The organism is Streptomyces sp. NPDC059002, assembly GCF_042740435.1.
GTDB lineage: Bacteria > Actinomycetota > Actinomycetes > Streptomycetales > Streptomycetaceae > Streptomyces.
Window position 1 is genome coordinate 16,816 of record NZ_JBHYJI010000023.1, and the last position, 25,117, is coordinate 41,932.

The 25,117-nt window shown below is 68.4% G+C and carries 17 protein-coding genes and 1 pseudogene; 9 read left to right on the plus strand and 9 right to left on the minus strand.

Going from position 1 to position 25,117, the window contains the following annotated elements:
* The first annotated feature begins 27 nt into the window (after positions 1-27).
* From ACFWZ2_RS21520 to ACFWZ2_RS21545, 6 genes and pseudogenes are all read left to right on the plus strand, one after another.
* Positions 28-1,965 carry an SMI1/KNR4 family protein gene (locus ACFWZ2_RS21520; RefSeq protein ID WP_384547946.1) on the plus strand — a complete coding sequence of 646 codons (1,938 nt, stop codon included), beginning with the start codon at positions 28-30 and terminating at the stop codon, positions 1,963-1,965.
* A gap of 163 nt (positions 1,966-2,128) precedes the next feature.
* Entirely contained in the window at positions 2,129-2,791 is a 663-nt protein-coding gene (locus ACFWZ2_RS21525) for a hypothetical protein (RefSeq protein WP_384547948.1), read from the plus strand.
* Between the two features lie 31 nt (positions 2,792-2,822).
* On the plus strand, positions 2,823-3,794 hold the full coding sequence (locus ACFWZ2_RS21530) for a TRM11 family SAM-dependent methyltransferase (protein WP_384547949.1): 972 nt from the start codon (positions 2,823-2,825) through the stop codon (positions 3,792-3,794).
* Positions 3,781-4,296: pseudogene (locus tag ACFWZ2_RS21535) on the plus strand (DNA cytosine methyltransferase); the annotation flags it as partial. The gene ACFWZ2_RS21530 and the pseudogene ACFWZ2_RS21535, both read left to right, overlap by 14 nt.
* Before the next feature lie 79 nt (positions 4,297-4,375).
* Positions 4,376-4,777 (plus strand): hypothetical protein, encoded by a 402-nt coding sequence (locus tag ACFWZ2_RS21540; protein ID WP_384547951.1) that lies wholly within the window; start codon positions 4,376-4,378, stop codon positions 4,775-4,777.
* A gap of 527 nt (positions 4,778-5,304) precedes the next feature.
* On the plus strand, positions 5,305-7,575 hold the full coding sequence (locus tag ACFWZ2_RS21545) for a recombinase family protein (RefSeq protein ID WP_384547953.1): 2,271 nt from the start codon (positions 5,305-5,307) through the stop codon (positions 7,573-7,575).
* 34 nt (positions 7,576-7,609) lie between these two features.
* Here the strand turns inward: ACFWZ2_RS21545 and ACFWZ2_RS21550 are convergent, their stop codons facing one another.
* From ACFWZ2_RS21550 to ACFWZ2_RS21565, 4 genes are all read right to left on the minus strand, one after another.
* Positions 7,610-9,988 carry an N-6 DNA methylase gene (locus ACFWZ2_RS21550; RefSeq protein WP_384547954.1) on the minus strand — a complete coding sequence of 793 codons (2,379 nt, stop codon included), beginning with the start codon at positions 9,986-9,988 and terminating at the stop codon, positions 7,610-7,612.
* Positions 9,989-10,004: 16 nt separating this feature from the next.
* Entirely contained in the window at positions 10,005-12,407 is a 2,403-nt protein-coding gene (gene hsdR / locus ACFWZ2_RS21555) for an EcoAI/FtnUII family type I restriction enzme subunit R (RefSeq protein ID WP_384547956.1), read from the minus strand.
* A gap of 29 nt (positions 12,408-12,436) precedes the next feature.
* Complete coding sequence (locus ACFWZ2_RS21560) at positions 12,437-13,102, minus strand: ScbR family autoregulator-binding transcription factor (protein ID WP_384547958.1); 666 nt, start codon at positions 13,100-13,102, stop codon at positions 12,437-12,439.
* 368 nt (positions 13,103-13,470) lie between these two features.
* Complete coding sequence (locus ACFWZ2_RS21565; protein WP_384547960.1) at positions 13,471-14,616, minus strand: DegT/DnrJ/EryC1/StrS family aminotransferase; 1,146 nt, start codon at positions 14,614-14,616, stop codon at positions 13,471-13,473.
* Positions 14,617-14,800: 184 nt separating this feature from the next.
* Between ACFWZ2_RS21565 and ACFWZ2_RS21570 the strand changes: the two genes are divergently transcribed.
* Positions 14,801-16,405, plus strand: coding sequence for an AMP-binding protein (locus ACFWZ2_RS21570; RefSeq protein WP_384547962.1), 1,605 nt, complete (start codon positions 14,801-14,803; stop codon positions 16,403-16,405).
* Here ACFWZ2_RS21570 and ACFWZ2_RS21575 read toward each other — a convergent pair.
* From ACFWZ2_RS21575 to ACFWZ2_RS21585, 3 genes are read right to left on the minus strand one after another with little or no spacing between them, the layout of a single operon-like run.
* On the minus strand, positions 16,386-16,913 hold the full coding sequence (locus tag ACFWZ2_RS21575) for a GNAT family N-acetyltransferase (protein ID WP_384547964.1): 528 nt from the start codon (positions 16,911-16,913) through the stop codon (positions 16,386-16,388). The genes ACFWZ2_RS21570 and ACFWZ2_RS21575 overlap by 20 nt on opposite strands.
* Before the next feature lie 26 nt (positions 16,914-16,939).
* Entirely contained in the window at positions 16,940-17,686 is a 747-nt protein-coding gene (locus ACFWZ2_RS21580) for a hypothetical protein (RefSeq protein ID WP_384547966.1), read from the minus strand.
* Positions 17,687-17,709: 23 nt separating this feature from the next.
* The gene (locus ACFWZ2_RS21585) at positions 17,710-18,735 is read right to left on the minus strand and encodes a serine/threonine-protein kinase (protein ID WP_384547968.1); all 1,026 of its coding nucleotides are present in this window, start codon (positions 18,733-18,735) and stop codon (positions 17,710-17,712) included.
* Positions 18,736-19,042: 307 nt separating this feature from the next.
* On the opposite strand from ACFWZ2_RS21585, the gene gcl reads away from it, so the two are divergent.
* Both gcl and ACFWZ2_RS21595 read left to right on the plus strand, forming a co-directional pair.
* Entirely contained in the window at positions 19,043-20,821 is a 1,779-nt protein-coding gene (gene gcl / locus ACFWZ2_RS21590; RefSeq protein WP_384548101.1) for a glyoxylate carboligase, read from the plus strand.
* 76 nt (positions 20,822-20,897) lie between these two features.
* Complete coding sequence (locus tag ACFWZ2_RS21595; RefSeq protein WP_384547969.1) at positions 20,898-22,181, plus strand: Shedu immune nuclease family protein; 1,284 nt, start codon at positions 20,898-20,900, stop codon at positions 22,179-22,181.
* A gap of 310 nt (positions 22,182-22,491) precedes the next feature.
* On the opposite strand, the gene ACFWZ2_RS21600 is transcribed toward ACFWZ2_RS21595, so the two are convergent.
* On the minus strand, positions 22,492-23,949 hold the full coding sequence (locus ACFWZ2_RS21600; protein WP_384547970.1) for a catalase: 1,458 nt from the start codon (positions 23,947-23,949) through the stop codon (positions 22,492-22,494).
* 209 nt (positions 23,950-24,158) lie between these two features.
* The gene (locus ACFWZ2_RS21605; RefSeq protein WP_384547972.1) at positions 24,159-25,064 is read right to left on the minus strand and encodes a 2-hydroxy-3-oxopropionate reductase; all 906 of its coding nucleotides are present in this window, start codon (positions 25,062-25,064) and stop codon (positions 24,159-24,161) included.
* Positions 25,065-25,117 lie beyond the last annotated feature (53 nt).

A 25,117-nucleotide genomic window follows, 5' to 3' on the forward strand; every position in this document is an offset into this window, starting at 1 on the left:
TCAGTGCCGGGTGCGACGATCGCACTCATGACTGAGATGGCTGGTGCGAGTTACGACTGGCAGGGCTTCCTCACGCGGTGGAGCGAAGAGTGGGCGGACGCATGCGATCCCGGTGAAGTGCGGGACGCCGGTGATGAAGAGGCCCGCCGCGCCCGCTGGCTGGGCTTCCAACCGGCGACACCTGCGCACATCGCGGCCCTCGAAGAGCGCCTTGGGCACCGACTGCCGCCGTCGTACCGGACGTTCCTGGAGGTCACCGACGGCTGGCGGCATGCAGGTGGATTCGTGTGGCTGCTCGCGGGCACGGAGGGAGCCCGCTGGCACGAAGACGGCGCGGAACTCGCCGAGATCTTCCAGGAGGACCTGGACGAGGAAGCAACGCGGGAGGAGATCCTGGAGGCCACCATCTGGACCCGGGGCCTTGAACTGGCGGTGGAATCCGATGCCGTGGACGTCATGCTGGACCCGGAAGACGTGGACGAACACGGCGAATGGGCGGTGTACACATGGGCGCCTTGGCGGGCCAGCCCTCCTGAACGGCACGCGTCCTTCTGGGAGTTCATGCAGGACGTATACCGGGAGTTCCACAGCCTGCGGGCGGGAGCCGTCAACGCGCCGGAGTTCGTGAACGCCACGACTGAGTCGCTGGACGCCAAGGTGGATCAGGCACGGCGTGCCGCGCTGCGCGGCGACCATGAGCGGGCTGAGGCGGTCTTCAAGGAGGCACAGTCGTTCGGCAGGCCCCGCGCCGGGGCGCTGCGGGACCAGATCAGGTGGCTGCTCGGTGACCGGTACTCCAGGTACTTCCACGGACTCGCTAGCGACTCTGTGTACGCGCCGGATCTGCTGCCCGCCCTGATCGCTGGCCGCGGGGGGCGGCGGTCCTGGAATGAGGAAGGAACGCATGAGTTCCAGATGCGCGGTGGATCCGATGAGGTGCGAGCGCTGGAGCGGCTGATACTGCGGCAACTGCGGGAGGGCGCCTACGCGTACACCGCGCCAGGGCCGTTCGGTGACGCTGTGGAGAGGGCCCGGGAGCAGGCGCGGTGGGGCGAGATGGACGTGGCCTGGCGGACACTGCTGACCGCGATGCCCCAGTGGCAGCCGCTGGGCGTTGACCACCTCGCGCCGGTGGGCCTCGCCGCTGACCCGCTCCTCGGGTCGCTGCTCACACCGGAACGGGGTCGGGCACTGCTGGCCACCCCCAGAGGCGAGGAGGCGACCGGCAGCTGCGGCGTGGCGGTCGACGAAGACCCCGAGGGCCTGGCATGGCTCGCGGAACGGCCTCCGAACGGCCAGCGTCAGAAATATCGATTTGTCCTCGTGGAGGGGGTGGAGCCCGATGTGCTGCCTGCCCTCATCGGCGATGAGGACGGCGCGGAACTGCACGAGCCGATGACGCTGTGGGATGCGCACGCGAAACTGCGGTCGAGCCGGACGTCTTCCTCGTACGAGGACAAGGCACTGGTCGCCGTCGGTCGGGCCGGGCACGGCTGGAGCTTCGCCTTCGACAATCGGCCACAGGGGTTCAACGAGGCCCGGTTCGTCTCCCCGGTCGTCGCCGCCGCACGGCACGGTCGTGCCGTAGTGGTCTGGGCCGCGCCCGACCAGTTCGGCAGAGGCGCCCTGTTCCACCTCTCCGTGGCCGAGCGCGGCACGGAACGCTACTCGTTCACGGTCCTCGGTGAACGGTGCGAACGCTCCGGAGCGATACCGCAGGACCTGGACCCGGACCGCCTCTTCCCCGAGGTTCGAAGCGGTGGCCCGAACCGGGAACTACCGGGTGAGGCCGCGGCCTTGGCGGCGATTACCGCGACGTTCGGTGTCATGCTGCCCCGTTTCGCCCTCGACCATGGCCGACTGCACACCTTTGCCACCCGCTCCTGGACACGCCCGCCTGGCCCAGGCGAGACGTACATGGTCATCACCTCCGGCCCGCTTCGACCAGGCACCTCAGACGCGTGAACTCCCGCCCGCCGGGGCCGCGCAGCAGCGCCACCGCGCGTGACGGTAGCGTCCTTGGGAATCGTGCGAGTTCGGCATCACGGCAAAACTCAGTCGTGGATTCCCTATTACTTCACGTCAGCACGAGACGGCCGCACCCGCGGCATCGGGCGCCACCCAGCCCATGTCCAAGACTCCATCCCCCGCCATCCACCCGCACACGTCCCGCTCCCTGCCGACGACGATCTGGTTCCCCGGACCGGACGAGCCCAACGCCGCGCCCATCCCCGGTGCGGTGCTGCCCGCCTGGGCGATCGACAAGGTCCGCACCGAGTACATCGGACGCCCCGGCCACCGGCCCGCCCCGCTGCTCAAGATCGCGATCCGGGACACGGACCCGGGCATGGACACCCGTATCCCCTGCACGTCCCTTCCTGCCGCGACCGACGCAGTAGACGCCACGGGCGGGCCGTCCATCCTGCTCGCCGAGCTCCACCCCGACACCCTCCCCGCCCCTGCCCACGGCCTGCCGACCGGCGGTATTGAGATGCCCGGTGCGCAGGAGGACGGCTGGGCCGGGTTCTTCCACCGCGCCCACCGGCTCCTGCCCGCCCACGGCTTCCTGCTGTTGGCCACCCGCCAACGCCGGGACTCCGGACGCCTCACCGACCCGCTCGGCGCGCTGATCGCGTCCGCCCGCACCGCCGGTTTCCGCTACCTCCAGCACATCGTCGTCGCCTACGCACACCCGGTCGGCGACCGTCTCGTTGGCGCCTTGCCTGTGGATGCCTCGCCGGGTGTCGCGCACTGCGACCTGATCGCCCTGTCCGCGATCACCCATGCGTAGGCCGAGGAAGCAGAGGAGCAGGAGAACCGCCGTGCCGTCCCCCCTCTCGGTCTGGAACACCGCCCCCACCTCCGGCCCCGCCCAGCGCGGCGACCGCTACGTGACCGGCTCCGCAGCCCACCCGGCCAAGATGCTCCCCGCCATCGCCGCCCACGCGATCACCACCTACACCAGGCCCGGCGACCTGGTCCTGGACCCGATGTGCGGCATCGGCACCACCCTCGTCGAGGCCCTCCGCCTGGGCCGCCACGCCCTCGGCGTCGAGTACGAACCGCGCTGGGCCGCCCTGGCCCGCGCCAACATCCGCCACACCCCCCAGACGACCGGACCCGGCAGCACAGACGTCGCCTGCGGTGACGCCCGCCAACTGACCGACCTCATCGACCAACGCCACCACGGTCACGTCGCGCTCGTCGTCACCTCACCTCCGTACGGGAGCTCGGTGCACGGACAGGTCCGCTCCACCCGCGAGACCGGGCACCGCGGCGTGACCAAGAAGGACTTCCGCTACAGCCACGACCCCTCCAACCTCGCCCACGTCTCCACCGACCGCCTCCTGCACGCCTTCACCGAGATCCTCACCCAGTGCCGCCACGTCCTGCGCCCCGGCGGCACCGTCGTCGTCACCACCCGCCCCTGGCGCGAACGCGGTGAACTCATCGACCTGCCCTCCGCCGTCCTCGCCGCCGGCCAGGCCGCGGGACTGACCCCCGCCGAACGCAACGTCGCCCTCCTCGCAGGCATCCGCGACAGCCGCCTGATCCCACGCCCCTCGTTCTTCCAGATGACCAACGTCCGCGACGCCCGCCAACGCGGCATCCCCCTCGCCGTCGTCCAGCACGAAGACGTACTCGTCTTCACCAAGCCCGGTCCGCACACCGGCAGCACCGGTGGAGCAACCACCCACACGCGACAGGGCACGACGAGAACCCGCTGGCCGCTCACCACATCAGCCGTCCGCTCCCGCACCTGTGCCCGAAGGAGCCGCTGTGGCGGGCGCTGACCTGACCATCGGCAGCCTGTTCTCCGGCGTCGGCGGCCTGGACCTGGGCGTCCAGGCCGCACTCGGCGGCCACATCGCCTGGCACGCCGAGACCGACCCCCACGCTGCCCAAGTCCTGACCCGCCACTGGCCCCACGTCCCCAACCTGGGCGACGTACGGGCCATCGACTGGCACCGGACCGCACCCGTGTGCGTCCTCACCGCCGGATTCCCCTGCCAGGACCTCTCCGTCGCCGGTCCTCGCGCCGGATTGGTCCCCGGCTCCCGCTCGGGGCTCTGGCGCCATGTCGTTGACGCCGTCGACGCCCTCAACCCCTGCCTGGTGGTGATCGAGAATGTCCGCGGCCTGCTCTCCACCCGCGCCGGAACCCACGCCCTTCGCCAGCTGGAACCCTGCCCGCGGTGCATGGGAGACTCACCCGCACCACCCCGCATGCGGGCACTGGGCGTGCTACTCGCAGACCTGGCCGACCTCGGGTACGACGCGAGATGGACATGCGTACGCGCCTCTGACGTCGGCGCACCCCACCGCCGCGAGCGGGTGTTCCTCACCGCCTGGCCCGCAGCACCCCACCGACGAAGTGCTGTTGAAGACCCCCACGGCGAATCTGGGAGTCAACGGCGGCACTCAGCACCCGGCCAAGCGGAAGGCCGGCGGCCACGGCCCCACCCTTGCCGACGAGATCGAGCACCTGCTGCCCACCCCGCGAGCGAGCGACGGCACCAAGGGCTCGCCGAACCAGCGGTACAGGAACGGCGGCCTCACCCTGGCGTCCACCGCGGCGGAGCTGTCTGTTGCGGGTGCGCAGGCAGACTGTGGCGACGTCACGCCGCTGCTGCCCACCCCGACGTCAGCGGATGCCAACGGCGGCGCGGGCACGACCCCGAAACGCAAGGGCGGCATGAACTTGAGAACGGCCGTCACTCACCTGCCCGCTGGTGGGGCGACTACCGGCCCGCCATCCGCCGATGGGAGCACGTGATCCACCGCCCCGCACCCCAGCCGACGCAGCCCGGTACACGCCGTCTCTCCGCCGAGTTCGTCGAGTGGATGATGGGCCTGCCAGAGGGGTGGGTGACCGCTGCCGACATGCCACGTGCTGCTCAGCTCCGGCTTCTCGGCAACAGCGTTGTCGTTCGGCAGGCCGAAGTGGCTGTGAGGTCCCTCCTTGGCGCTCACGCGGGGGCCATGCGATGAGTCATTCGGCGCATAAAAACGGGCCGAATGAGATTCGTGATCCGGGCGAAGACGAGGCTTCATTCGGGCGAAGTCGTGTAGATCGGCATACCGATCCCGAGAAGTTGTCAGAAGAGTCCGCCGATGTCATCTGGCTGGTGAACGACGAGCACGAACAAGCCTCATATCACCGTCTGTTGAAGCTGCTGTTCAGCTGCCGCTCTGACGGTCCCTCACCCTAAGCTGCCGCGACATGCATGGCCCCGGGGTGCTCCAACACCCCGGGGCCCGGGTGGCCTTGAGGGCTGCCCGGCCAGTCGTGGAGGGACTGACATGACTCACACTCTCACGCCTACCCTGCGGGCTGTCGACTATCTCCGGGTGTCGACCGAGGAGCAGGCCAAGGGCTACGGCATCGCGTATACGGGGAAACGAACGGCCAGATACATCGAACGTAAGGGCTGGGCTCATGTGGACACGTATGCCGATGAGGTCAGCGGCAGCTTGGAGGCCCATCAACGGCCCGATCTGAAGCGCCTTATGGAGGACGCCAGGCGCACGCCCAGGCCATTCGACATGGTGGTGGTCAATGAAGGGCGTGGCATCGGCCGTACAGGTCGGGCTTTCTGGAAGTGGGTCTGGGAGCTTGAAGATCTCGGTGTGTACGTAGCCGTCGTCAAGAAGGACTACGACAACACGACGCCCTCAGGTCGCTCCCAAATGCGCAAGGACGCGGACTACGCCGAGGAAGAGCGCGAACTGATCCGTGAGCGGACTCAAGGGGGTGTCCAGGAGAAGGCCGAAGAAGGGGGCCACCCTGGCGGCGTCGCGCCGTTCGGCTGGCTCATCGAGGACAAAGGGAAGAAGGGGAAGAGCCGGATCGTGCTCGACGAGGACTTTGCGGCTCCGCTCCTCCGAGCTGCGAGGAAGCGCATCGTTGAGGGCGGCCTGGCTCCTCACGCGGTGGAGGATGAGTTCAATCGTCAGGGCGTACGTGGTCCGACGCGGGATTACTGGCCCCGTGGTTCGCTCCGGCACATCCTGACCGGTCGTGCGGTGCAGGAAGCGGTGCGGGTCCACAGGGACCCCGGGAGCAACCGCGGATCGCGCGGGACGCGATTGGACTCCGCGGGTAAGCCGCTGTACGGCGAGACCGTCGTCATCGACTTGCCGCCGCTCTTCACCAAGGACGAACTGAGGACCCTCAACGCCGCGTTGGCCCGGACCGTGAGTGTGCCCTCCGCGGGCACGACGGTGCACTCCTTGAGTAGGCGCCTCATCGGAACCTGCGGCAAGCACTACACAGGCAACAGCCGCATTGGGCGGGAGGGAGCGCGGGTCTACCGGTGTACGGGGAAGGCCCAGCGCTACGTGGGAGCGCCACGATGTGACTGCCCGCAGATCGATGCCACAGAAGTGGAGCGGCGAGTCTGGGACGAAGTGTGCTCCCTGCTTTCGGATCGAGATCGTCTGGTGGCCATGGCTGAAGACTGGATCGACCTTGGACGGTCCGGCCGCGTCGACTTCGTCGCACGAATCGCCGAGCTGGAGAAACAGCTGGTCGGCCACGACACCGCGATCTCCGCGGCCGTTGTCGTGGCAGCGAAACAGCAGGACGCCAAGTCCGCCATCGAGCGAGCCGTTCTCACCCTGACGAAAGAGCGGGAGCAGACCGTTCAACTCCTTGAGGAGGTTCGGCGGTGGCAGCAGGAAGCCGAGCAAGCCGTTCAGCGAGGCCTTGATCTGCAGGAGCTGGTGGAGATGGCCCGCCACCGGCTTCCTGACATGGATGCCGATCAACAGGCCCTGGCTTTCAAGCTGTTGGACATCCGGGTCACCGTCCTGGGAGAGATCCGGCGGAAGACGCGACGCGACGACGGGATCAGCGAATGGTTCCGTTCGCGCGAGCGCCATGTGCCTTCGCTCACGGACGAGGCCTGGGCGTTGGCCGAGCCGATCTTCGCCATGCGCAGGGGCAGGCGCCTCAACGACCCGAGGGGCGTCCTCGCCGCCATGTTGCACAAGGCACGGACAGGGTGCGCTTGGGATGCGCTGCCTTTCTCGAAAGGCAGCCTCGCCAGTTCATGGCAGCGATGGAGTTCGACGGGACTTTGGGCGCAGCTGATGGACGCCCTGGCCGATGTGCCGGGCTCGGCTCTTCCCGAGAACGGCGTGACGCTCCCACCCCTGGAGATCCAAGGACGCGTCGACCCGCGGCTCTTCGTTCGCCTAGATAAGCCCCCTGAGAACACCGACGTGTTCAAGGCGTCCGACTACAAGATCTCCCCGTTCGAGCTGGAGAGCGCGCTGTTGGAGCACGAGGCGGTGGCCGAGGCGGCCGTCGTGCCCGCGCCGGACCCGGTGCGGCTCGCGGTCCCCAAGGCGTACGTCGTGCTGGCGAAGGGCTGGACGCCGGACGAGAAGACCGCGGAGGCGATCTTCGAGTACACCCGGTCGGTGCTGGCCCCCTACAAGCGCATCCGGCGCATCGAGTTCACGGAGGAACTGCCCAAGACCGTCTCGGGGAAGATCCGGCGGGTCGATCTGCGGGAGCGTACGGCGGAGGGGACGCCGGACGAGTGGCTGGAGCCGGGCAGGGGCTGAGAGGTCGTACGGCCGTCGCGGCCCGGGTGCGGGCTCAGGATGCGGAGGCGGATTCCAGCGAGAGCTGGGCGATGCTGTCCGGTACTTCGTCCCGAGCCCGGTCCGCGAGGTCGTCGCCGCCCGTCATGGGCGGCGCGTCGACCCGCGTCGCCGCGACGGCCAACTTCTCCGCGACCGCGTCGCAGTGGGCCTTCCTGGTCTGGAGTTCGTCGCAGAGCTCCATCAGTTGACCGAGCCGCTCGACGATCCGTCCCTGTTCGCCCAGCGGCGGCACGGGAACAGAAACCGCGGACAACTGCGCCTGGTTCACCTTCGGCATGGCCAGACGGTTGTCGCCCCGGGTCACCGCCTTGATGAAAGGGGGCGACAGGATGAACGCGTGCAGGTAGCGGGCGTCGATCCAGGAGTCGATCGGATACATGTCGGCACTGCAGAGGCCTTCGAAATCGACCAGGACGGATTTCGAGAGATTCGGGCGGATCTTCGAGTAGAGGATCTGGCCGGCGAAGAACCGGTGCTTGCTGCTCGTGACGCCGTCCTCCTGAATCGTCCGGTAGTTCAGCAGACGACCCGTGGCCTTCTCGATCGAGTCCGGCGCGACATGGGGCATACCGGGGGATTCGGTCGGGTCGACCAGGTGGGAGGCGATATGGGCGACCTTGGAGAACGGCGCCCATTCCCAGCCTCGCGGAAGGGGGAACGGGGGAACCGGGGCGATGGTGGTGGTGGATTCGGTGCTGCGCCTGCGCCCGCGCTTCGGCTTGGCGGCGGCTTCCGCCCGAGCGGCGAGGGAGCGGAGAAGCGCACCGGCCTCCTCTTCCTCGGGCTGCTGCGGGACGAGCTGACCCCGCACGGCCAAGTCGTAGATCATTTCCCGCAGACGCGAAACTCCGCCGGGGGCCTGGGCGATGACATCGAAGGACTCGATGAACTGCCGTGACGGCAGGGCCTGCGGTCCGAGCGCGCTCTTCAGCTCGCCCTTGAGGGAGTTCAGGGTGTTCGTCAGCTGCAGCGCGGCCCGGCGGTGTTCCCGCGTGAGGACGACGGGGTCGACATGGGCCAGGTCTTGGGCGTTGGGGTTCTTGACGTCGAGGCTGTAGCCGGAGCCCACGATGTCACTGACGTGGACCTTCCAGGCGTGGTCGTTCTCTTCCCTGGCGTGCCACCATGCCTGCTCGGGGCCGAACTCCTTGAGCTGCATGGGCTTCGTCTTGCTGTAGCTGGAGACGCCGGAGGGGAAGGGGTGCTCGTAGTACCAGATCTCCTGTGTCGGTTCCCCCTTGGTCAGGAACAAGATGTTGGTCTTGATGTCCGTGTACGGCGCAAAGACGCCCTTGGGGAGTCGCACGATGGTGTGCAGATTGCACTCCTCAAGGAGCCGCTTCTTGAGACGTGCCTTGATCCCGTCCCCGAAAAGGGTGCTGTCGGGGAGGATGACCGCGGCCCGCCCGCCCTCTTTGAGCAGCTCCATGACGAGCACGAGGAACAGGTCCGCTGTTTCGCGCGTGCGGAATTCGGACGGGAAGTTCAGCTCGATGCCGTCTTCCTCCATCCCGCCGAACGGAGGGTTGGTCACGATGATGTCGACTTGATCGTCGGAGCCGTAGTCGCGCAGCGGACGGGCGAGCGTGTTCCCGTGCCGGATCCTGTCCGGTACTTCGACACCGTGGATCATCATGTTCGTGACGCAGAGCAGATGCGGCAGGGCCTTCTTCTCGACACCCGCGACATTCCGCTTGAGCTGTGCAAGCTCCTCCGTCGTGGAAACCGTCTGCCGCGCGTGTTCGTACGCGGCGGTGAGAAAACCGCCCGTGCCGCACGCGGGGTCAAGAATGGTCTCCCCGGGTTCGGGGGCGATCATCTTGACCGCGAATTGGGTCGCCGCGCGTGGTGTGTAGAACTCCCCGGAATTTCCGGCGCCTTGCAGGTCGCGCAGGATCTTCTCGTAGATCTCACCGAAGAGATGACGCGTGGTGGACTCGTTGAAGTCGATGTCGTCGTTGATCTTGTTGATCACCTGACGGAGCAGGGTGCCCGACTTCATGTAGTTGTACGCGTCTTCGAAGACGCTCCGCAGCAATGCGCCACGCTGTCGCGTGCGGTCGTCCATGGCATCGAGGTCGAGCTCCTTCATGGTGGGAAAGAGCTGACCGTCCACCAGCGCCAACAGGCGCTCGCCCGTGGGGGCGTCCTTGCCGAGGGACTCCTCGTCCGCCCATGCCTCCCAGCGGAGATGCGCGGGCACGGGGGAGACGAAGTCGTCGTCGTCGAGCTCGGCCTGCGCCTCCAGGTCGCTGTAGATCTTGAAGAAGAGCATCCAGCCGAGCTGGCCGATCCGCTGGGCGTCCCCGTCCACACCGGCGTCCTTGCGCATGATGTCCTGGAGGGACTTCACGGTATGGGTGAGGGACATCAGGAACTCCCAGGACCTAGCCAACGATGTTGTACAAGCGGGATTTCAGCTCCCGGATGGCATTTCGGTACCGAACTTTACCGCCGAAGCAGCGTACCAGCTCCACCGGCGTGCCAAGACGGTCAAAGGGGGAAAGCTTCAGGACCTCGATATTGTCGAGAGGCCCGATCCCCTGATCCACATACTTGTCGAGCAGGGCGGCCATGACACGTTGGGACAGTGGGGTACTTCCGAGAGGCCCTTGAATCGTCAGCTCGACCCGCTCGCGGCGCGTGTGAAGAGGCATGTCGAAACCGGCGTGCAGAATGACATCAAAAGGATCGAACTGGGGCCCGTACTGGGTGACGAGGGACTCGACGAGAGAGTCGTCGGGGAACGTTTCGGCGAGAAATTCTCCCGGCTTGTCGGCGGCAGCCCATCGCGCCTTGAATTGTTCGGCGGACGTGAACTCCTCGCGTATCTTCCGCCGCGTGTAGTCGGTGCGGAGTTCCTTGACAATTTTTCCCGTGTGGTCCCGGTATTGAATGCTTTCGTCGACCACGGTGAAGGTGACGCCGCTGACGACATGAGTCGCGGAGGGAGCGGAAGGCGCGGAAGGCGCGGAAGACGTGAAAGGAGCGGAAGGCGCGTCCCCCGGGTCCAGGATCTCGCTGATCTCGCTCTCTTCGAGCGGCGGGGCGTCCTCGTCGTCGGGAACGTCGATCTCGACTTCCTCCGGCGAGACGTCGAGAATCTGGATCGGCGGCCCGTCCCAGTCGTCATCGGCGAAGAGTTCGGTTGCCCCGCGGAAATCCAGGATGGTGAAGAAGTACTTCTGGTGATCGGCGCGGATTCTGGTGCCGCGCCCGATGATCTGCTTGAACTCGGTGAGGGAGCGGATCCTGCGATCGAGCGCGATGACGTGGCACGTCTGCGCGTCCACGCCGGTGGACATCATCTTGGAGGTCGTCGCGATGACGGGGAGCGGGCGCTTGGGGTCGATGAAGTTGTCGAGCTGCTCCCTGCCCTGAGGGTTGTCGCCGGTGATGCGCATGACGTAGCGGTGGCTGCGCTGCACCTGTTCCGCGTTGAGCGGGTCGTTCGCCAGCGCTTGGCGCATCTCTTCCGCGTGGTCGATGTTCTCGCAGAAGACGATGGTCTTGTCCATCGGGTTGGTGCCGGCGAGGAAGGAACTGACCTTGTGCGCGACCGCCTTCACCCGTTCCGGGAATCTGATGGACCGGTCGAACTCTTCGGCCCGGAACGTGCGCTGCTCGATGCGGTTCCCGGAGTCGTCCGTCTGGTCGACGGCCGGCTGCCAGCCGGTCACGTCGTGGTCGAAGCGGACACGGATCACCTTGTACGGGGCCAGGAATCCGTCCTCGATGCCCTGCCGCAGCGAGTAGCTGTAGATCGGTTCGCCGAAGTACTCGATGTTCGATACGTACTTCGTCTCCTTGGGGGTGGCGGTCATGCCGATCTGGACCGCGGAGTCGAAGTGGTCGAGGACTTCCCGCCAGGCGGAGTCCTCCCGGGCGCTTCCGCGGTGGCATTCGTCGACGACGATGAGGTCGAAGAAATCCCGGGGGAGCTTGTCGAAGACCGGCTCGACTTCCTCGGACCCCATGATCGCCTGGTACAGGGCGAGATAGATCTCGTAGGACGTGTCGACCTTCCCCGTCTCGCTGTCGACGAGGCCCCTGTCCAGCTTTGTCATCACGGCGCCGAAGGGGCCGAAGTCATTGACCATTGTCTGGTCGACGAGGATGTTCCGGTCGGCGAGGAACAGGACTCTCTTGGCCTTCTGTGTCTTCCAGAGGCGCCAGATGATGTTGAACGCGGTGAACGTCTTGCCGGTTCCCGTCGCCATCGCGAGAAGGATTCTGTTCTCGCCCCTGGCGATCGCTTCGATGGTGGAGTTGATGGCGAGCTGCTGATAGTAGCGAGGCGTCTTCCCCGTCGCGGACGGATAGTTCTGGCTGAGCAGCAGGCTCTCGTCGGCGCCCTCGATCCGCTTCCATTCCTTGTAGCGGCGCCAGAGCTCTTCGGGGGAGGGGAACTCGTCGAGCGTGAGCGGAGTCTCCCGCCGGGGGGCGAGTCCTGTCCGGTCGTGGAACAGGAATCCGTCGCCGTTGGAAGAGAAGACGAACGGGATCTGCAGGGCCTCGGCGTAGCCCAGACCTTGCTGCATTCCGCTGCCGACGGAATGGTTGTTGTTCTTCGCCTCGATGACCGCGATGGGGATGTTCGGCTTGTGGAACAGGAGATAGTCGACGCGCTTCGGCTTTCCGCGTGCGACGACCTTCCCGCGGACGATGATCTTCCCGTCGGTGAAGGGGTATTCGCGGCGCCATTGCCGGTGCGTCCATCCCGACCGCTCTAGGGAGGGCGTGATGTACCGATCGCAGATGTCCGCTTCGCTGAGCGCGCGCTTGTTCACTTGTCTCCTGCCCCGTAGCCGCTTGTGGCTCAGCGTACTTGCCGGGTCTCATCCGGTCCGGGGCCGGGCAGTTCCGCGAAGACGCGGGCCCCGCGGTCCTCGGCGACGTCCAGCGAGGCGAGCACCGAGGGGGTCACGATGCTCGGCAGCAGATGCCGCATGAGGGCGGCCGCGCGCCGGTCGAGGTCCCGGTATCTGCTGGCCCACTCGGACATGGACTGCACACCGGTGAAGCCGCCCACGACGACCTCGGCGCTGGCGGCGGTGTCGACGTGCGCCAGGAGTTCGCCCTGGGTCTTGGCGGCGTCGAGGAGGTCCTTGACGATCTCCACCCACGGGTCGAACGGGCCGCGGTCCTCCGGGCGTTGCGCGGGCTGGTTCATGGAGAGACGTACGCCCGCGCGGACCATCGGGTCGTGCTGCAGCTGGTAGCCGTGCAGCAGGACGACGTCGACGAGTTCCTGGACGCGGCAGGCGCGCGGCGGCACCGCGGGCCGCTCGGCCTGCTCGGCGAGCACGCCGTGGGCGAGGTCTTCCTTGGACTGGAAGTGGAAGTACAGCGCCCCCTTGGTGACTCCGGCCGTCCTGAGGATCTCGGTGATGGTGGCCGCCTGATAGTCGTGCTCGTCGAAGACCCTCGCGGCGGCCTCGAGGATCGCTCGACGCGTCCTGATCGCCCGGGCTTGCTTGGCCACACGACCCTCCTCCTGGCCCGTCCCTGAATCAAGTATCAAACCAGAACGCCGGTTTGTGATCCAGGGGTGATCGGGGCGTCTCGGGAGGGCGACCGGATTCCATCAGTCGGGCCGGACTGTGTTTCACTGGGGGTGTGCCGGGAACGCCCTGGCCGTACGGGAGTTGGGCTTGAGGGGTGCGGGGCGCGGTGAAAGTGGCCGCCTCGGTCGAATCTGGCGCGGTCTTTACGGCGACTGAGGGCGTTGAGTTTACAGACCGTACGGTCTGTTTATAGACTCCCGCACGGATGCGAAAGCAGTCGGCACTTCATCCCCCGGTGTGCCGACGGGCCGGTCGCGGTCTCCACCGCGACCGGCCGTTCCTGACTTCAGAGTTGACGGCGTGCCTCGATGGCCTTGTGCAGGGTGGTGGCCACGGTGTGTACGTCCTCGTCGTCGAGGCCGGGGTGCAGGGGCAGGCACAGGGTGCGGTCGGCGGCGTGGTCGGAGCCGGGCAGGGTGAGGTCGTCGGGTGCTCCGTAGGTGGGGACCTTGTGGAGGGGTGCGTAGCGGAAGGTGGTGTAGATCCCGGCCGCCCGCAGGTCGTTGGCTGCGTCGTCGCGGACGCCGGGGGGCATCTGCACCCAGTAGAAGTAGTAGGTGGAGGTGTGCCCGTCGGGCAGGGGTGGGGGTGTGAGCAGGTCGGGGATGCCGGCGAGTTCGCGGTCGTAGAGCTGGGTGATCTCGCGGCGCCTGGCGACGAGTTCGGGCAGGCGGCGGAGCTGGACGGTGGCGATGGCGGCGGTGAGGTCGTTGCCGATGACGCGGCGGCCGACCTCGGGGATGTCCAGTTCCCACCAGCGTGAGGAGACTTGGGCGTGGCCGAAGCCGGTGGGCTGGGTCAGGCCGTGGTAGGCCAGGCGGCGGGCGCGGGCGGCCGCGTCGGCGTCGCGGGCGTAGAGCATGCCGCCGTCGCCGCAGACCATGACTTTCATGGCGTCGAAGCTCCACAGGGCGAAGTCGCCGTAGGTGCCCACGGCCTTGCCCTCGACGGTGGAGGCGACCGAGCAGGCGGCGTCCTCGATGAGGGTGAGGCCGCGGCGTTGGCAGAGTTCGGCGATGCGGACGATGTCACCGGGGTGGCCGCCGTAGTGCAGGATCAGGACGGCCTTCGTGCGCTCGGTGATGGCCTGTTCGATGTGTTCGGCGGTGGGGTTGAGGGTGCGGGGGTCGACGTCGCAGAAGACGGGGCGGCCGCCGCAGGCGGTGATGGCGTTGGCGGCGGCGACGAAGCTGAGGGAGGGCAGGACGACCTCGTCGCCCTCCTCCAGGTCCAGTGACTCGACGGCCAGGAAGAGTCCTGCGGTGCCGGAGTTGAGGAAGATGACGTGTGCGGGGTCGACGTCGAGGTGTGCGGCGAAGGCCGCTTCGAACGCCTGGGTGCGGGGGCCGTGCCCCAGCCATTTGCTGTCGAACACCTCGGCGACGGCGCCGAGTTCCTCCTGGCCCACCTGAGGCTGATGGAGATGAATCATGATCGTGACCCCCCATGTGTCGATACTTCCTTGATCGTAAACAGGGTGATCTTCACGTCGATCTTCACGTCGATCTTCGGACAGGCCCTAGGCGGCCCGCGGGCGCCGGGGGCATTCTGGGCGCCGAGACGCACCAAAGTTGCAGGCAGCGGGCGCCCGGGAGCGCGGCGCGAGGAGGATTCCGGTGACTGAGAGCTCGTACGCGCACGGGACCAGCGGGACACCCCTGCTGGGGGACACCATCGGGCGCAACCTCGACCGGGCCGTCGCGGCCTGGCCCGACCGGGACGCGCTCGTGGACATGCCGAGCGGCAGGCGGTGGACGTACGCCGAGTTCGGGGACGCCGTCGCGCGGCTGGCGCGGGGTTTCCTCGGCTCGGGCGTCGGCAAGGGCGACCGTGTCGGGATCTGGGCGGTGAACTGTGCCGAGTGGGTGCTCGTGCAGTACGCCACCGCGCGGATCGGCGCGATCATGGTGAACATCAACCCGGCGTACCGCGCCCATGAGCTGGAGTTCGTCCTCAAGCAGGCCGGGATCTCCGTCCTGGTCGCCTCGCGGTCCCACAAGAGCAGCGACTATCGCGCGCTCGTGGAGCAGGTGCGGCCGGGATGCCCCGAGCTGCGCGCCGTCCACTACATCGGGGACGCGTCGTGGGACCTGCTCGTCGACGCCGCGCGGACGGTCACCGGCGCGGAGCTCGCCGCCCGCGAGGCCTCGTTGAGCTGCGACGACCCGGTCAACATCCAGTACACGTCGGGCACCACGGGATTCCCCAAGGGCGCCACGCTCTCCCACCACAACATCCTCAACAACGGCTACTGGGTGGGCCGCACGGTCGGCTACACGGAACAGGACCGGATCTGCCTGCCCGTGCCCTTCTACCACTGCTTCGGCATGGTGATGGGAAACCTGGGCGCCACCTCGCACGGCGCGTGCGTCGTGATCCCCGCGCCGTCCTTCGACGCCGTCGCCACGCTGCGGGCCGTCGAACAGGAACGCTGCACTTCGCTGTACGGCGTCCCGACCATGTTCATCGCCGAGCTGAACCTGCCCGACTTCGCCTCGTACGACCTGAGTTCGCTGCGCACCGGCATCATGGCGGGCTCGCCGTGCCCGGTCGAGGTGATGAAGCGGGTGGTCGCCGAGATGAACATGGCGGAGGTCTCCATCTGCTACGGCATGACCGAGACCTCGCCCGTGTCCACGCAGACCCGCCGCGACGACGACCTGGAGCGCCGCACCGGCACGGTCGGCCGGGTCCTGCCGCACATCGAGGTGAAGGTCGTCGACCCGGCGACCGGCGTGACGCTGCCGCGCGGTGCCTCCGGCGAGCTGTGCACGCGCGGGTACAGCGTGATGCTCGGGTACTGGGACGAGCCCGAGCGGACCTCCGAAGTCATCGACGCCGGACGCTGGATGCACACCGGTGACCTCGCGGTCATGCGGGAGGACGGCTACGTCCAGATCGTCGGCCGCATCAAGGACATGATCATCAGGGGCGGTGAGAACGTCTACCCCAGGGAGATCGAGGAGTTCCTGTACGGCCACCCGAGGATCGCCGACGTCCAGGTCGTCGGCGTCCCCGACGAGCGGTACGGCGAGGTGCCGCTGGCCTGCGTCATCCTGCGCGAACCCGATGACGTACTCACGCTCGACGATCTCCAGGCGTACTGCAAGGGGCAGTTGGCCCACTACAAGATCCCCGCGCGGCTGCGGATCCTGGAGTCCTTCCCGATGACCGTCTCGGGCAAGGTGCGCAAGATCGAGCTCAGGGAGCGGTATCGCTGAGCTCACGGCGCATGCACAGGCGGGGCCACCGGTCGAGGCCGAGCTCCGCCTCGTGCGCGCGGATCGCCGCGAGTTCCGGGGTGAGTTCGTCGGCGGTGAGCGGGCGGAAGCCGATGCGGGCGTAGTACGGGGCGTTCCAGGGCACGTCGGCGAACGTCGTCAGGGTGAGCGCGGTGCGCCCTGCCGTACGGGCGCGGTCCGCGGCGTGCTCGATCAGGGCCCGGCCCACCCCGCGGCGGGCGGCCCGCGGGTGCACGGAGACCTGCTCGATGTGCTCCGCGTCCGCGTCCGCGACCGGCTCGGTGATCAGATACGCGACCGGGGAGCCGTCGGGCCCCGCGGCGACCCAGGCCCGTCCTGCCCGGCGGAACCGGTCGAGCTCCTCGACGGCGGGCGGCTCGTCGTCCGCGATCGCGGCCATGCCGATGCCGCGGAAGGGTTCTCCGGCGGCTCGCTCGATGTCCTGGAGGGCAGGAAGTTCGGCGGCGGTGACGGGGCGTATGAGCATGGGGCGAGTATGCCTGGGTACGCCGCTTACGCGCCTGTCGCGATGAGTTCGTCCGCCGCGCTGTTGACCGGCCGGGGCGTGCCCGTGAGGTCCATCGTGAACAGCGGTACGCCCAGGGAGTCCGCGCGGCTGCGGGCCTCGTCGGTGTACCCGGCGAGCGAGAAGAACGCGCAGGTGACCGGCGTGCCGACGGGCTCGGTCAGCGCGCTCAGCCACAGGCACTCGATGTCCCGCGGCGGGGTGCGCCGCAGCGAGGGCTCGACCTGGGCCAGCATGCCGCGCGCGGTGATCCGGACGCCCGAGGGCGGGCGACGGGCGGCGCTGCGGGTGTTGAGGTAGCCGAGCCACCGCAAGTACAAGGCGACCACGGTCACGGCGTCGCGCGCGTCGCGGATCGTCACCGGGTGGAAGGCGGGGCGGGGCCGCGGGGCCGTGCGGGGGAGGGGGATGTGGGCGGGTGGGGATGCGGGGGCGGCGGGGCCGGTGGGTTCGTCCCCGGTGGCCTTCGGGCCGACCGGTATGCGGAGCACCGCCCCGCAGGTACAGCCGAGTTCCGGCTGGGGCCACTCGCCCTGGCGTCCGCAGGAGGGGCAGCACACGGTCACCCAGGAGTCCGCCCACGTCTGGTCGGTGAGGGCGGAGACCGCGGCGCCGCGGGCCACCGGTGGGACCACGGGGGCGCCGCACGCGCAGGGGAACGCCGGGGGAGCGTACAGCTGCTCGTGGTGGCAGAGCGGGCATCGCACCGGCACGCCACGGTCCGTCATTCCCATCACCGCCTGCCTGTTGTGAGCCGTCAGTCGTCAGCCGTCTCCCATCGTCCACCAAAGTCCCTTGGGCAGAGGGCGAGTTGACACAACGGGCGGGTGGGTCCGGCGGCGAGGCTCGCGAGGGCGAGCAGGGCCGCCGCCACGGTGAGGGCCTTGCGGCGGCTGCCGGGGAGCGGGTGGCCCGCCATGCGGGCGACCGTGCGGGGGGTGGGCCGGGCGGCGGGGTCCTTGGCCAGGCAGGCGGTGAGGAGGGGGAGGAGCGGCTCGGGGGTGCCCGCGAGGTCGGGCGCGGCGTGGACGGTGCGCAGGTCGACGGCGTCCTGCGGGCCGCCCGCGAAGGGGCCGTGTCCCGTGGCGGCGAAGGCGAGGACCGCGCCGAGGGAGAAGACGTCGGCGGCGGGGGTCGACAGGCCCTGGGTCAGTTGCTCGGGGGCGGCGTACCCGGCGGCGGTGGGGGCAGGGCCGCCCGCCGCGTGACGCGTGCGGGCGATGCCGAAATCGACGACGCGGGGTCCGGCCTCGGCGAGCAGGACGTTCGACGGGGTGAGGCCGCGGTGCACGAGGCCCGCGCCGTGGATGGTGTCCAGGGCCCAGGCGAGGGCGCGCGCGAGGGAACGCAGCTCGGCGAGGGGGAGCGGCCCGCCCGCGCGGGTGCCGCCGGTGCCGCCCGCGCCGGTGCCATCCGTGCCGCCCGCGCGGGCACCTCCCGTACCGCCCGCGCAGCCCGCGCCCTCCGTACCTACGGACCCCTCCCGCACCCGCGCCTGCAGCGTGGGCCCCGGCACGTACTCCATGGCGAGCCAGGGCACCGCAGCGGCCGCGTCCGCGTCGACGAGTGCGGCGGTGTGCCGGCCGTGCACCGCGCCGAGCGTGCCGACCTCGCGGGCGAAGCGGGTCCGGAACTCCTCGTCCCTGGCGAGAAAGGCGTGCACCACCTTGAGGGCGACGGCGCGGCCCTGCGGGTCGTGCGCGAGGTGGACCGTCCCGGTCGTGCCCTGTCCGAGCAGTGGTCCGGTCGTCCAGCGGCCGTACGTCTCCGGTGCTGTGGCCACGATCGACCCCCCGGTGGTGTGGCGACGGTGTGGCCCGAATCCACCGTCTGGGACGCCGGGGGCGGCGGGCGTGGTTCCCGGTCGGCGGGGTGCCCGGATCGGCGCCCGGATCCCGGATGTCTCTTGACGGTCTCCGCGGGGCGCCTCTACATTGCTTCCATATAGCAGAACATAATTTCCACAATGCGGAAACTGAAGCTCACCGCGGGGCGCGACGGGAGCCGAAACCGCCAGCCGTACTCGTCGGCCGCGAGGCCGCCGAAGCTGTCGAAGCTGTTGTCGAAGCAGGAGAACTCCCATGGCTCGTATGACCGCTGCCCGCGCGGCAGTTGAGATCCTCAAGCGCGAAGGCGTCGTCAACGCGTTCGGTGTTCCGGGCGCCGCGATCAACCCCTTCTACAAGGCGCTCAAGGAGGGCGGTGGCATCGACCACACCCTCGCCCGCCACGTCGAGGGCGCCTCGCACATGGCCGAGGGCTACACCCGGGCCAACCCGGGCAACATCGGTGTCTGCATCGGTACGTCGGGTCCCGCGGGCACCGACATGATCACCGGCCTGTACTCCGCGACCGGCGACTCCATTCCGATCCTGTGCATCACGGGCCAGGCGCCGACGCACCTGCTCCACAAGGAGGACTTCCAGGCCGTCGACATCGCGACGATCGCGAAGCCGGTCTCGAAGATGGCGGTCACCGTCCTGGAGGCCGCGCAGGTCCCCGGCATCTTCCAGCAGGCGTTCCACCTGATGCGCTCGGGCCGCCCCGGCCCCGTCCTCATCGACCTGCCGATCGACGTCCAGCAGACCGAGATCGAGTTCGACCCGGAGACGTACGAGCCGCTGCCGGTCTACAAGCCGTCGGCGACCCGCGCCCAGATCGAGAAGGCGATCGGCTTCCTCCTGGAGTCCGAGCGCCCGCTGATCGTCGCGGGCGGCGGCATCATCAACGCGGACGCGTCCGACCTCCTGGTCGAGTTCGCCGAGATCACCAACACCCCTGTCGTGCCGACCCTGATGGGCTGGGGCACCATCCCCGACGACCACGACCTGAACGCGGGCATGGTCGGCCAGCAGACCGGCCACCGCTACGGCAACGCGACGTTCCTGGAGTCGGACTTCGTCCTCGGCATCGGCAACCGCTGGGCCAACCGGCACACCGGCTACAAGCTGGACGTGTACACCGAGGGCCGCACGTTCGTGCACGTCGACATCGAGCCGACGCAGATCGGCAAGATCTTCGCGCCGGACTACGGGATCGCGTCGGACGCGAAGGCCGCGCTCGAACTCTTCGTCGAGGTGGCGAAGGAGCTGAAGGCCGCGGGCAGGCTCCCCGACCGTTCGGCGTGGGTCGCGTCCCACCTCGAGCGCAAGGAGACCCTGCAGCGCCGCACGCACTTCGACAACGTGCCGATGAAGCCGCAGCGCGTGTACGAGGAGATGAACAGGGCCTTCGGTCCGGAGACGCGCTACGTCACCACGATCGGCCTCTCCCAGATCGCCGGCGCGCAGATGCTGCACGTCTACAAGCCGCGCCACTGGATCAACTGCGGCCAGGCGGGCCCGCTGGGCTGGACCATCCCGGCCGCGCTCGGCACCGCGAAGGCCGACCCGGAGACCCCGGTCGTCGCGCTCTCCGGCGACTACGACTTCCAGTTCATGATCGAGGAACTGGCGGTCGGCGCGCAGCACCGCATCCCGTACGTCCACGTCCTGGTCAACAACGCCTACCTGGGCCTGATCCGGCAGGCCCAGATCGGCCTCGACATCAACTTCCAGGTCAACCTGGAGTTCGAGAACCAGAACTCCCCGGAGCTCGGCGTCTACGGCGTCGACCACGTCAAGGTCGCCGAGGGCCTCGGCTGCAAGGCGATCCGCGTCACCGAGCCCGACGACCTCCTGCCCGCCTTCGAACAGGCCAAGAAGCTCGCCGCCGAACACCGCGTCCCGGTCGTCGTCGAGGCGATCCTGGAGCGCATCACCAACATCTCCATGAGCCCGACCGCGGACATCAGCGCCGTCAAGGAGTTCGAGGAGATCGCGACCGAGCCCGGCCACGCGCCGACGGCGATCCGCCCGCTCAAGGTCTGACGCGATACCGAAAGCCCACAGGGGCGGTCCACCAGAGGGGGGTGGACCGCCCCTTCGGCGTGCGCGGAAAGCCCGATTGTCAGACCCGCGCGACAGACTGGCGGCCATGGACATCAGATCCGACTTCGCGCTCGAGCTGCAGCTGGAGAGCGCGTGTGACGTGGCCAGCACAGAGGAAGTGAAGGCTGCGGTCAGCGCTGTGGTGCAGCACATGGTGAGCGGCCGCAGTAAGCGGCGCGGTGGCAAGAAGCTGCTGGACCTGCTGGCTGAGGCGCGTTCGAAGGCTGCTGCTTCGGGCGAGTGGCACGTCGTGCGCCTGCTTCAGGACTCCGTCGACTATGCGGAAGGCCGCATCCTGAAACTGGAGTTCGAGGAGCGGTATCGGCTGTTCCAGGACGGCATCCGTAACGATCACCGCCGAGAGTTCCTGGCCCGAACGCTGTGGAACAGCCATAGCTTTGTGGTCGAGGCAGGAAGAAAGTTCCTGGAGCAACATCCGGCCGTCACCGCGCTGGGCCTGCTGGAGCACGTACACCAGCAGGGCAGGGACGCGTGGTTCCTGGAGGCCCCGGACGACCGCCCCGGTCGGTACGTCATCCCGCGCGGCCGCGCCGAGATCGCGATCTGGCTGGAGCGCACCCTGCGCGACGGCCGCATCGACGTCGAAGACCCCGTCGGGGCCGCCCGGAAGATCGCCACGTCACCGGAGGCGCTCGCGCTGCTCGCGGCCGACGAGGAGGGGCAACTGCTGCTCCAAGCGGCCGAGTTGCGCCGCCGGGCCGCAGGTCTTGAGGAGTTGCGCACGGTCGTCGAGAACCCCGAGGCGTCCGAGGCCGACCTCCAGAAAGTCCTGGAGGGGCAGTACTGGATATTCGGCGGCGACTTCGTCGGCGAGGCGGCACACCGCAGGCTCGTGCCCGGCGACGAGCTGGACATTCCCCTGATCCGCGGTGACGGAGCCCTGCACGTGGTGGAGCTCAAGCGGGCGATGAGCCTCAAGGGCGCGCTGGTGAAGAGACATCGCAATGCCTGGGTCCCGACCGCCCAGGTGCACGACGCCGTGGGTCAGGCCGTCAACTACCTCGTGGGGCTTGACGAGAACCGTGAGCGCATCCACGAGGAGTTCGGCATCGAGACGCGCCGCGCCAGTGCCATCGTCCTGATCGGGCACCCCGGCCTTCAGGCGGAGGTGCCGGAGGCCGAGATCAGCGAGGCCCTGCGCACATTCAACACGCACGTGAACCGCGTCGAAGTCCTCACCTACAAGGAACTCCTGGATAACGCGCACCGTGCGCTCGGCACGCAGAAGAGTGCCGGTACGGGACCGTCCGTACCGGCACTCTGGTCTGACGTCGGCTGAGCGTCGACATTGTTGCCGCCCGACGGCGCGCGACTGGCGGAACATGCATACGCGCTGCCGGACGGAGTTCGTGGGCCCCTGGGCGAGGGGGGACGGAACCGCGGCGGTTGCGACGGGCCGAGGGGGCTTCCCTCCCTCAGGTCGAGAAGGAGTCCGTCGGACCATGACCACCGCACTGGCTCGCAGAGCCGCCGCGGACCGTGTCTGCCCGCGTGCGTCACGTACCACCCCTCATCCGGGTCCGTGACGACGGTGCGGGCTCATCGCCGGTGAGCTGACCTCCCGTCAATTCACCGGCGAAGCCTGGGAGTCAGTCCTCGCGCAGGGCGCGGACGGCCTCCTCGACGCGCTTGCCGTAGTCGGCGTCGGCGGCGTGGAAGTGGGCGAGGTTCTTCTCGATGACGTCGTCGCGGGAGACCTGGGAGAGGCCGCCGGCGATGTTCGCCACGAGGCGGGACTTCTCGTCCTCCGACATCAGGCGGTACAGCTCGCCCGCCTGGAAGAAGTCGTCGTCCTTGGTGTGGGCGGGGGCCTCGTGCGTGCCCGTGTGGCCGTTGACGGCGAGCGGGGCGGAGAGGGCCTTGCCGGTCTCGGCGGGACCGTCGTACGAGTTGGGCTCGTAGTTCTTGCGGTCGCGGCCGTACGCGTTGGATGCCATCAGGCCGTCGCGGCCGTAGTTGTCGGCCTTCGTCGCCTTGGGGGCGTTCACCGCGAGCTGGGTGTGGTTGACGCCGAGGCGGTAGCGGTGCGCGTCCGCGTAGGCGAACAGGCGGCCCTGGAGCATCTTGTCGGGGGAAGGACCGATGCCGGGGACGAAGTTGTTCGGGGAGAAGGCTGCCTGTTCCACCTCCGCGAACACGTTGTCGGGGTTGCGGTCCAGGACCAGACGGCCCACGCGCTGCAGCGGGTAGTCCTTGTGCGGCCACACCTTGGTGAGGTCGAACGGGTTGAAGCGGTAGTCGGCCGCGTCCGCCGCGGGCATGATCTGCACGTGCAGCGTCCAGGACGGGTTCACGCCGCGCTCGATGGCCTGGAGGAGGTCCGTCTGGTGCGAGTTGGGGTCCTTGCCCGCGAGCTCGGCGCCCTGCTCGGCGGAGAGGGAGCGGATGCCCTGGTTCGTCTTGAAGTGGTACTTGACGAAGAAGGCCTCGCCCTGCGTGTTCGTCCACTGGTAGGTGTGCGAGCCGTAGCCGTTCATGTGGCGGTACGACGCGGGGATGCCGCGGTCGCCCATCAGCCAGGTGACCTGGTGCGTCGCCTCGGGGGCGTGCGCCCAGAAGTCCCAGACGTTGTCCGGCTCCTGCTTGCCCGTGAAGGGGTCGCGCTTCTGGGAGTGGATGAAGTCGGGGAACTTGATGGGGTCCTTGATGAAGAACACCGGGGTGTTGTTGCCGACGAGGTCGTAGTTGCCCTCTTCGGTGTAGAACTTCAGCGCGAAGCCGCGCGGGTCGCGGACCGCGTCCGCGCCGCCCAGGTTGTCCGCCACGGTCGAGAAGCGCAGGAAGACCTCGGTGCGCTTGCCGATCTCGCTGAGGAAGTCGGCGTGGGTGAAGCCGGTGACGTCGTCGGTCACCTCGAAGTAGCCGTACGCGCCGGAGCCGCGGGCGTGCACGACACGCTCCGGGATGCGCTCGCGGTTGAAGCGGGCCAGCTTCTCCAGGAGGTGCTGGTCCTGGAGCAGGATCGGACCACCGACGCCGGCGGTGGCGGAGTTCTGATTGTCGGCGACGGGGGCGCCGGACTCGGTCGTGAGCACACGCTTCGACATGGTGGCGAGGTTGACCTTCCGTACGGAACTGCTTCAACTGCTGACGGTGTTCGGGAGCGTATGGAGCCCTGAGCAGCTACGTCAACAGTTTGTTGAAGTTTTTGGGTGGGCCTTGATGCGGTGGGTGTTCCGGGCCGCGGCGACGCCTGGGCGCGACAGGACAGGTGTCAGCGCCGCCACGGCCCGGAAGTTCGAGAGGAGCTCTGTGGCTAGAGCTCGGCGCCCGAGAGACGCTCGACGGAGCGCAGCAGGGCGGAGTGGTCCAGGCCGCCGTCACCCTGCGCGCGCAGCGAGGCGACGAGCTGGGCGACGACCGCGCCGACCGGCAGGGCGGCGCCCACGTTGCGGGCGGCGTCGGTGACGATGCCCATGTCCTTGTGGTGCAGGTCGATCCGGAAGCCGGGCTTGAAGTCCCGGTTCAGGAAGTTGTCCTTCTTGCGGGTCAGGACGGTCGAGCCCGCAAGCCCCCCGTTCAGGACGTCGAGCGCGGCCTGCAGGTTCACGCCGGACTTCTCCAGGAAGACCACGGCCTCGGCGCACGCCTGGATGTTGACGGCGACGATCAGCTGGTTGGCGGCCTTCACGGTCTGGCCGGAGCCGTGCGGTCCGCACAGCACGATGGTCTTGCCGAGCGCGTCGAAGAGCGGCTTGGCCTCGTCGAAGTCGGCCTGGTCGCCGCCGACCATGATGGAGAGCACGGCCTCGATGGCACCGGCCTCGCCGCCCGAGACGGGGGCGTCCAGGACGCGCAGGCCCTTCTCCTTGGCGGCCTTGGCCAGGTCCACGGAGGTCTGCGGGGTGATCGACGACATGTCGACGATCAGCGCGCCGGACTTCGCGTTCTCCAGGATGCCGTCGGGGCCGTACGCGATGGCCTCGACCTGCGGCGACGCGGGCACCATCGTCACGACGACGTCGGCGTCCTTGACGGCCTCGGCGATGGACTTCGCGGCGGTGCCGCCGGCGGCGGAGAGCCGGTCCAGCTTGTCCTGCTCCAGGGTGAAGCCGGTGACGGAGTAACCAGCCTTGATCAGGTTCTCGGACATGGGGGAGCCCATGATGCCGAGGCCGATCCATGCAATCGCCGGGCGGGCGGAGTCAGCAAGGTTGCTCATGAGGGTGCCTCTCTTACGGCTCTAAAGCGTGTTCTACGTCGATGAGTTGGCGC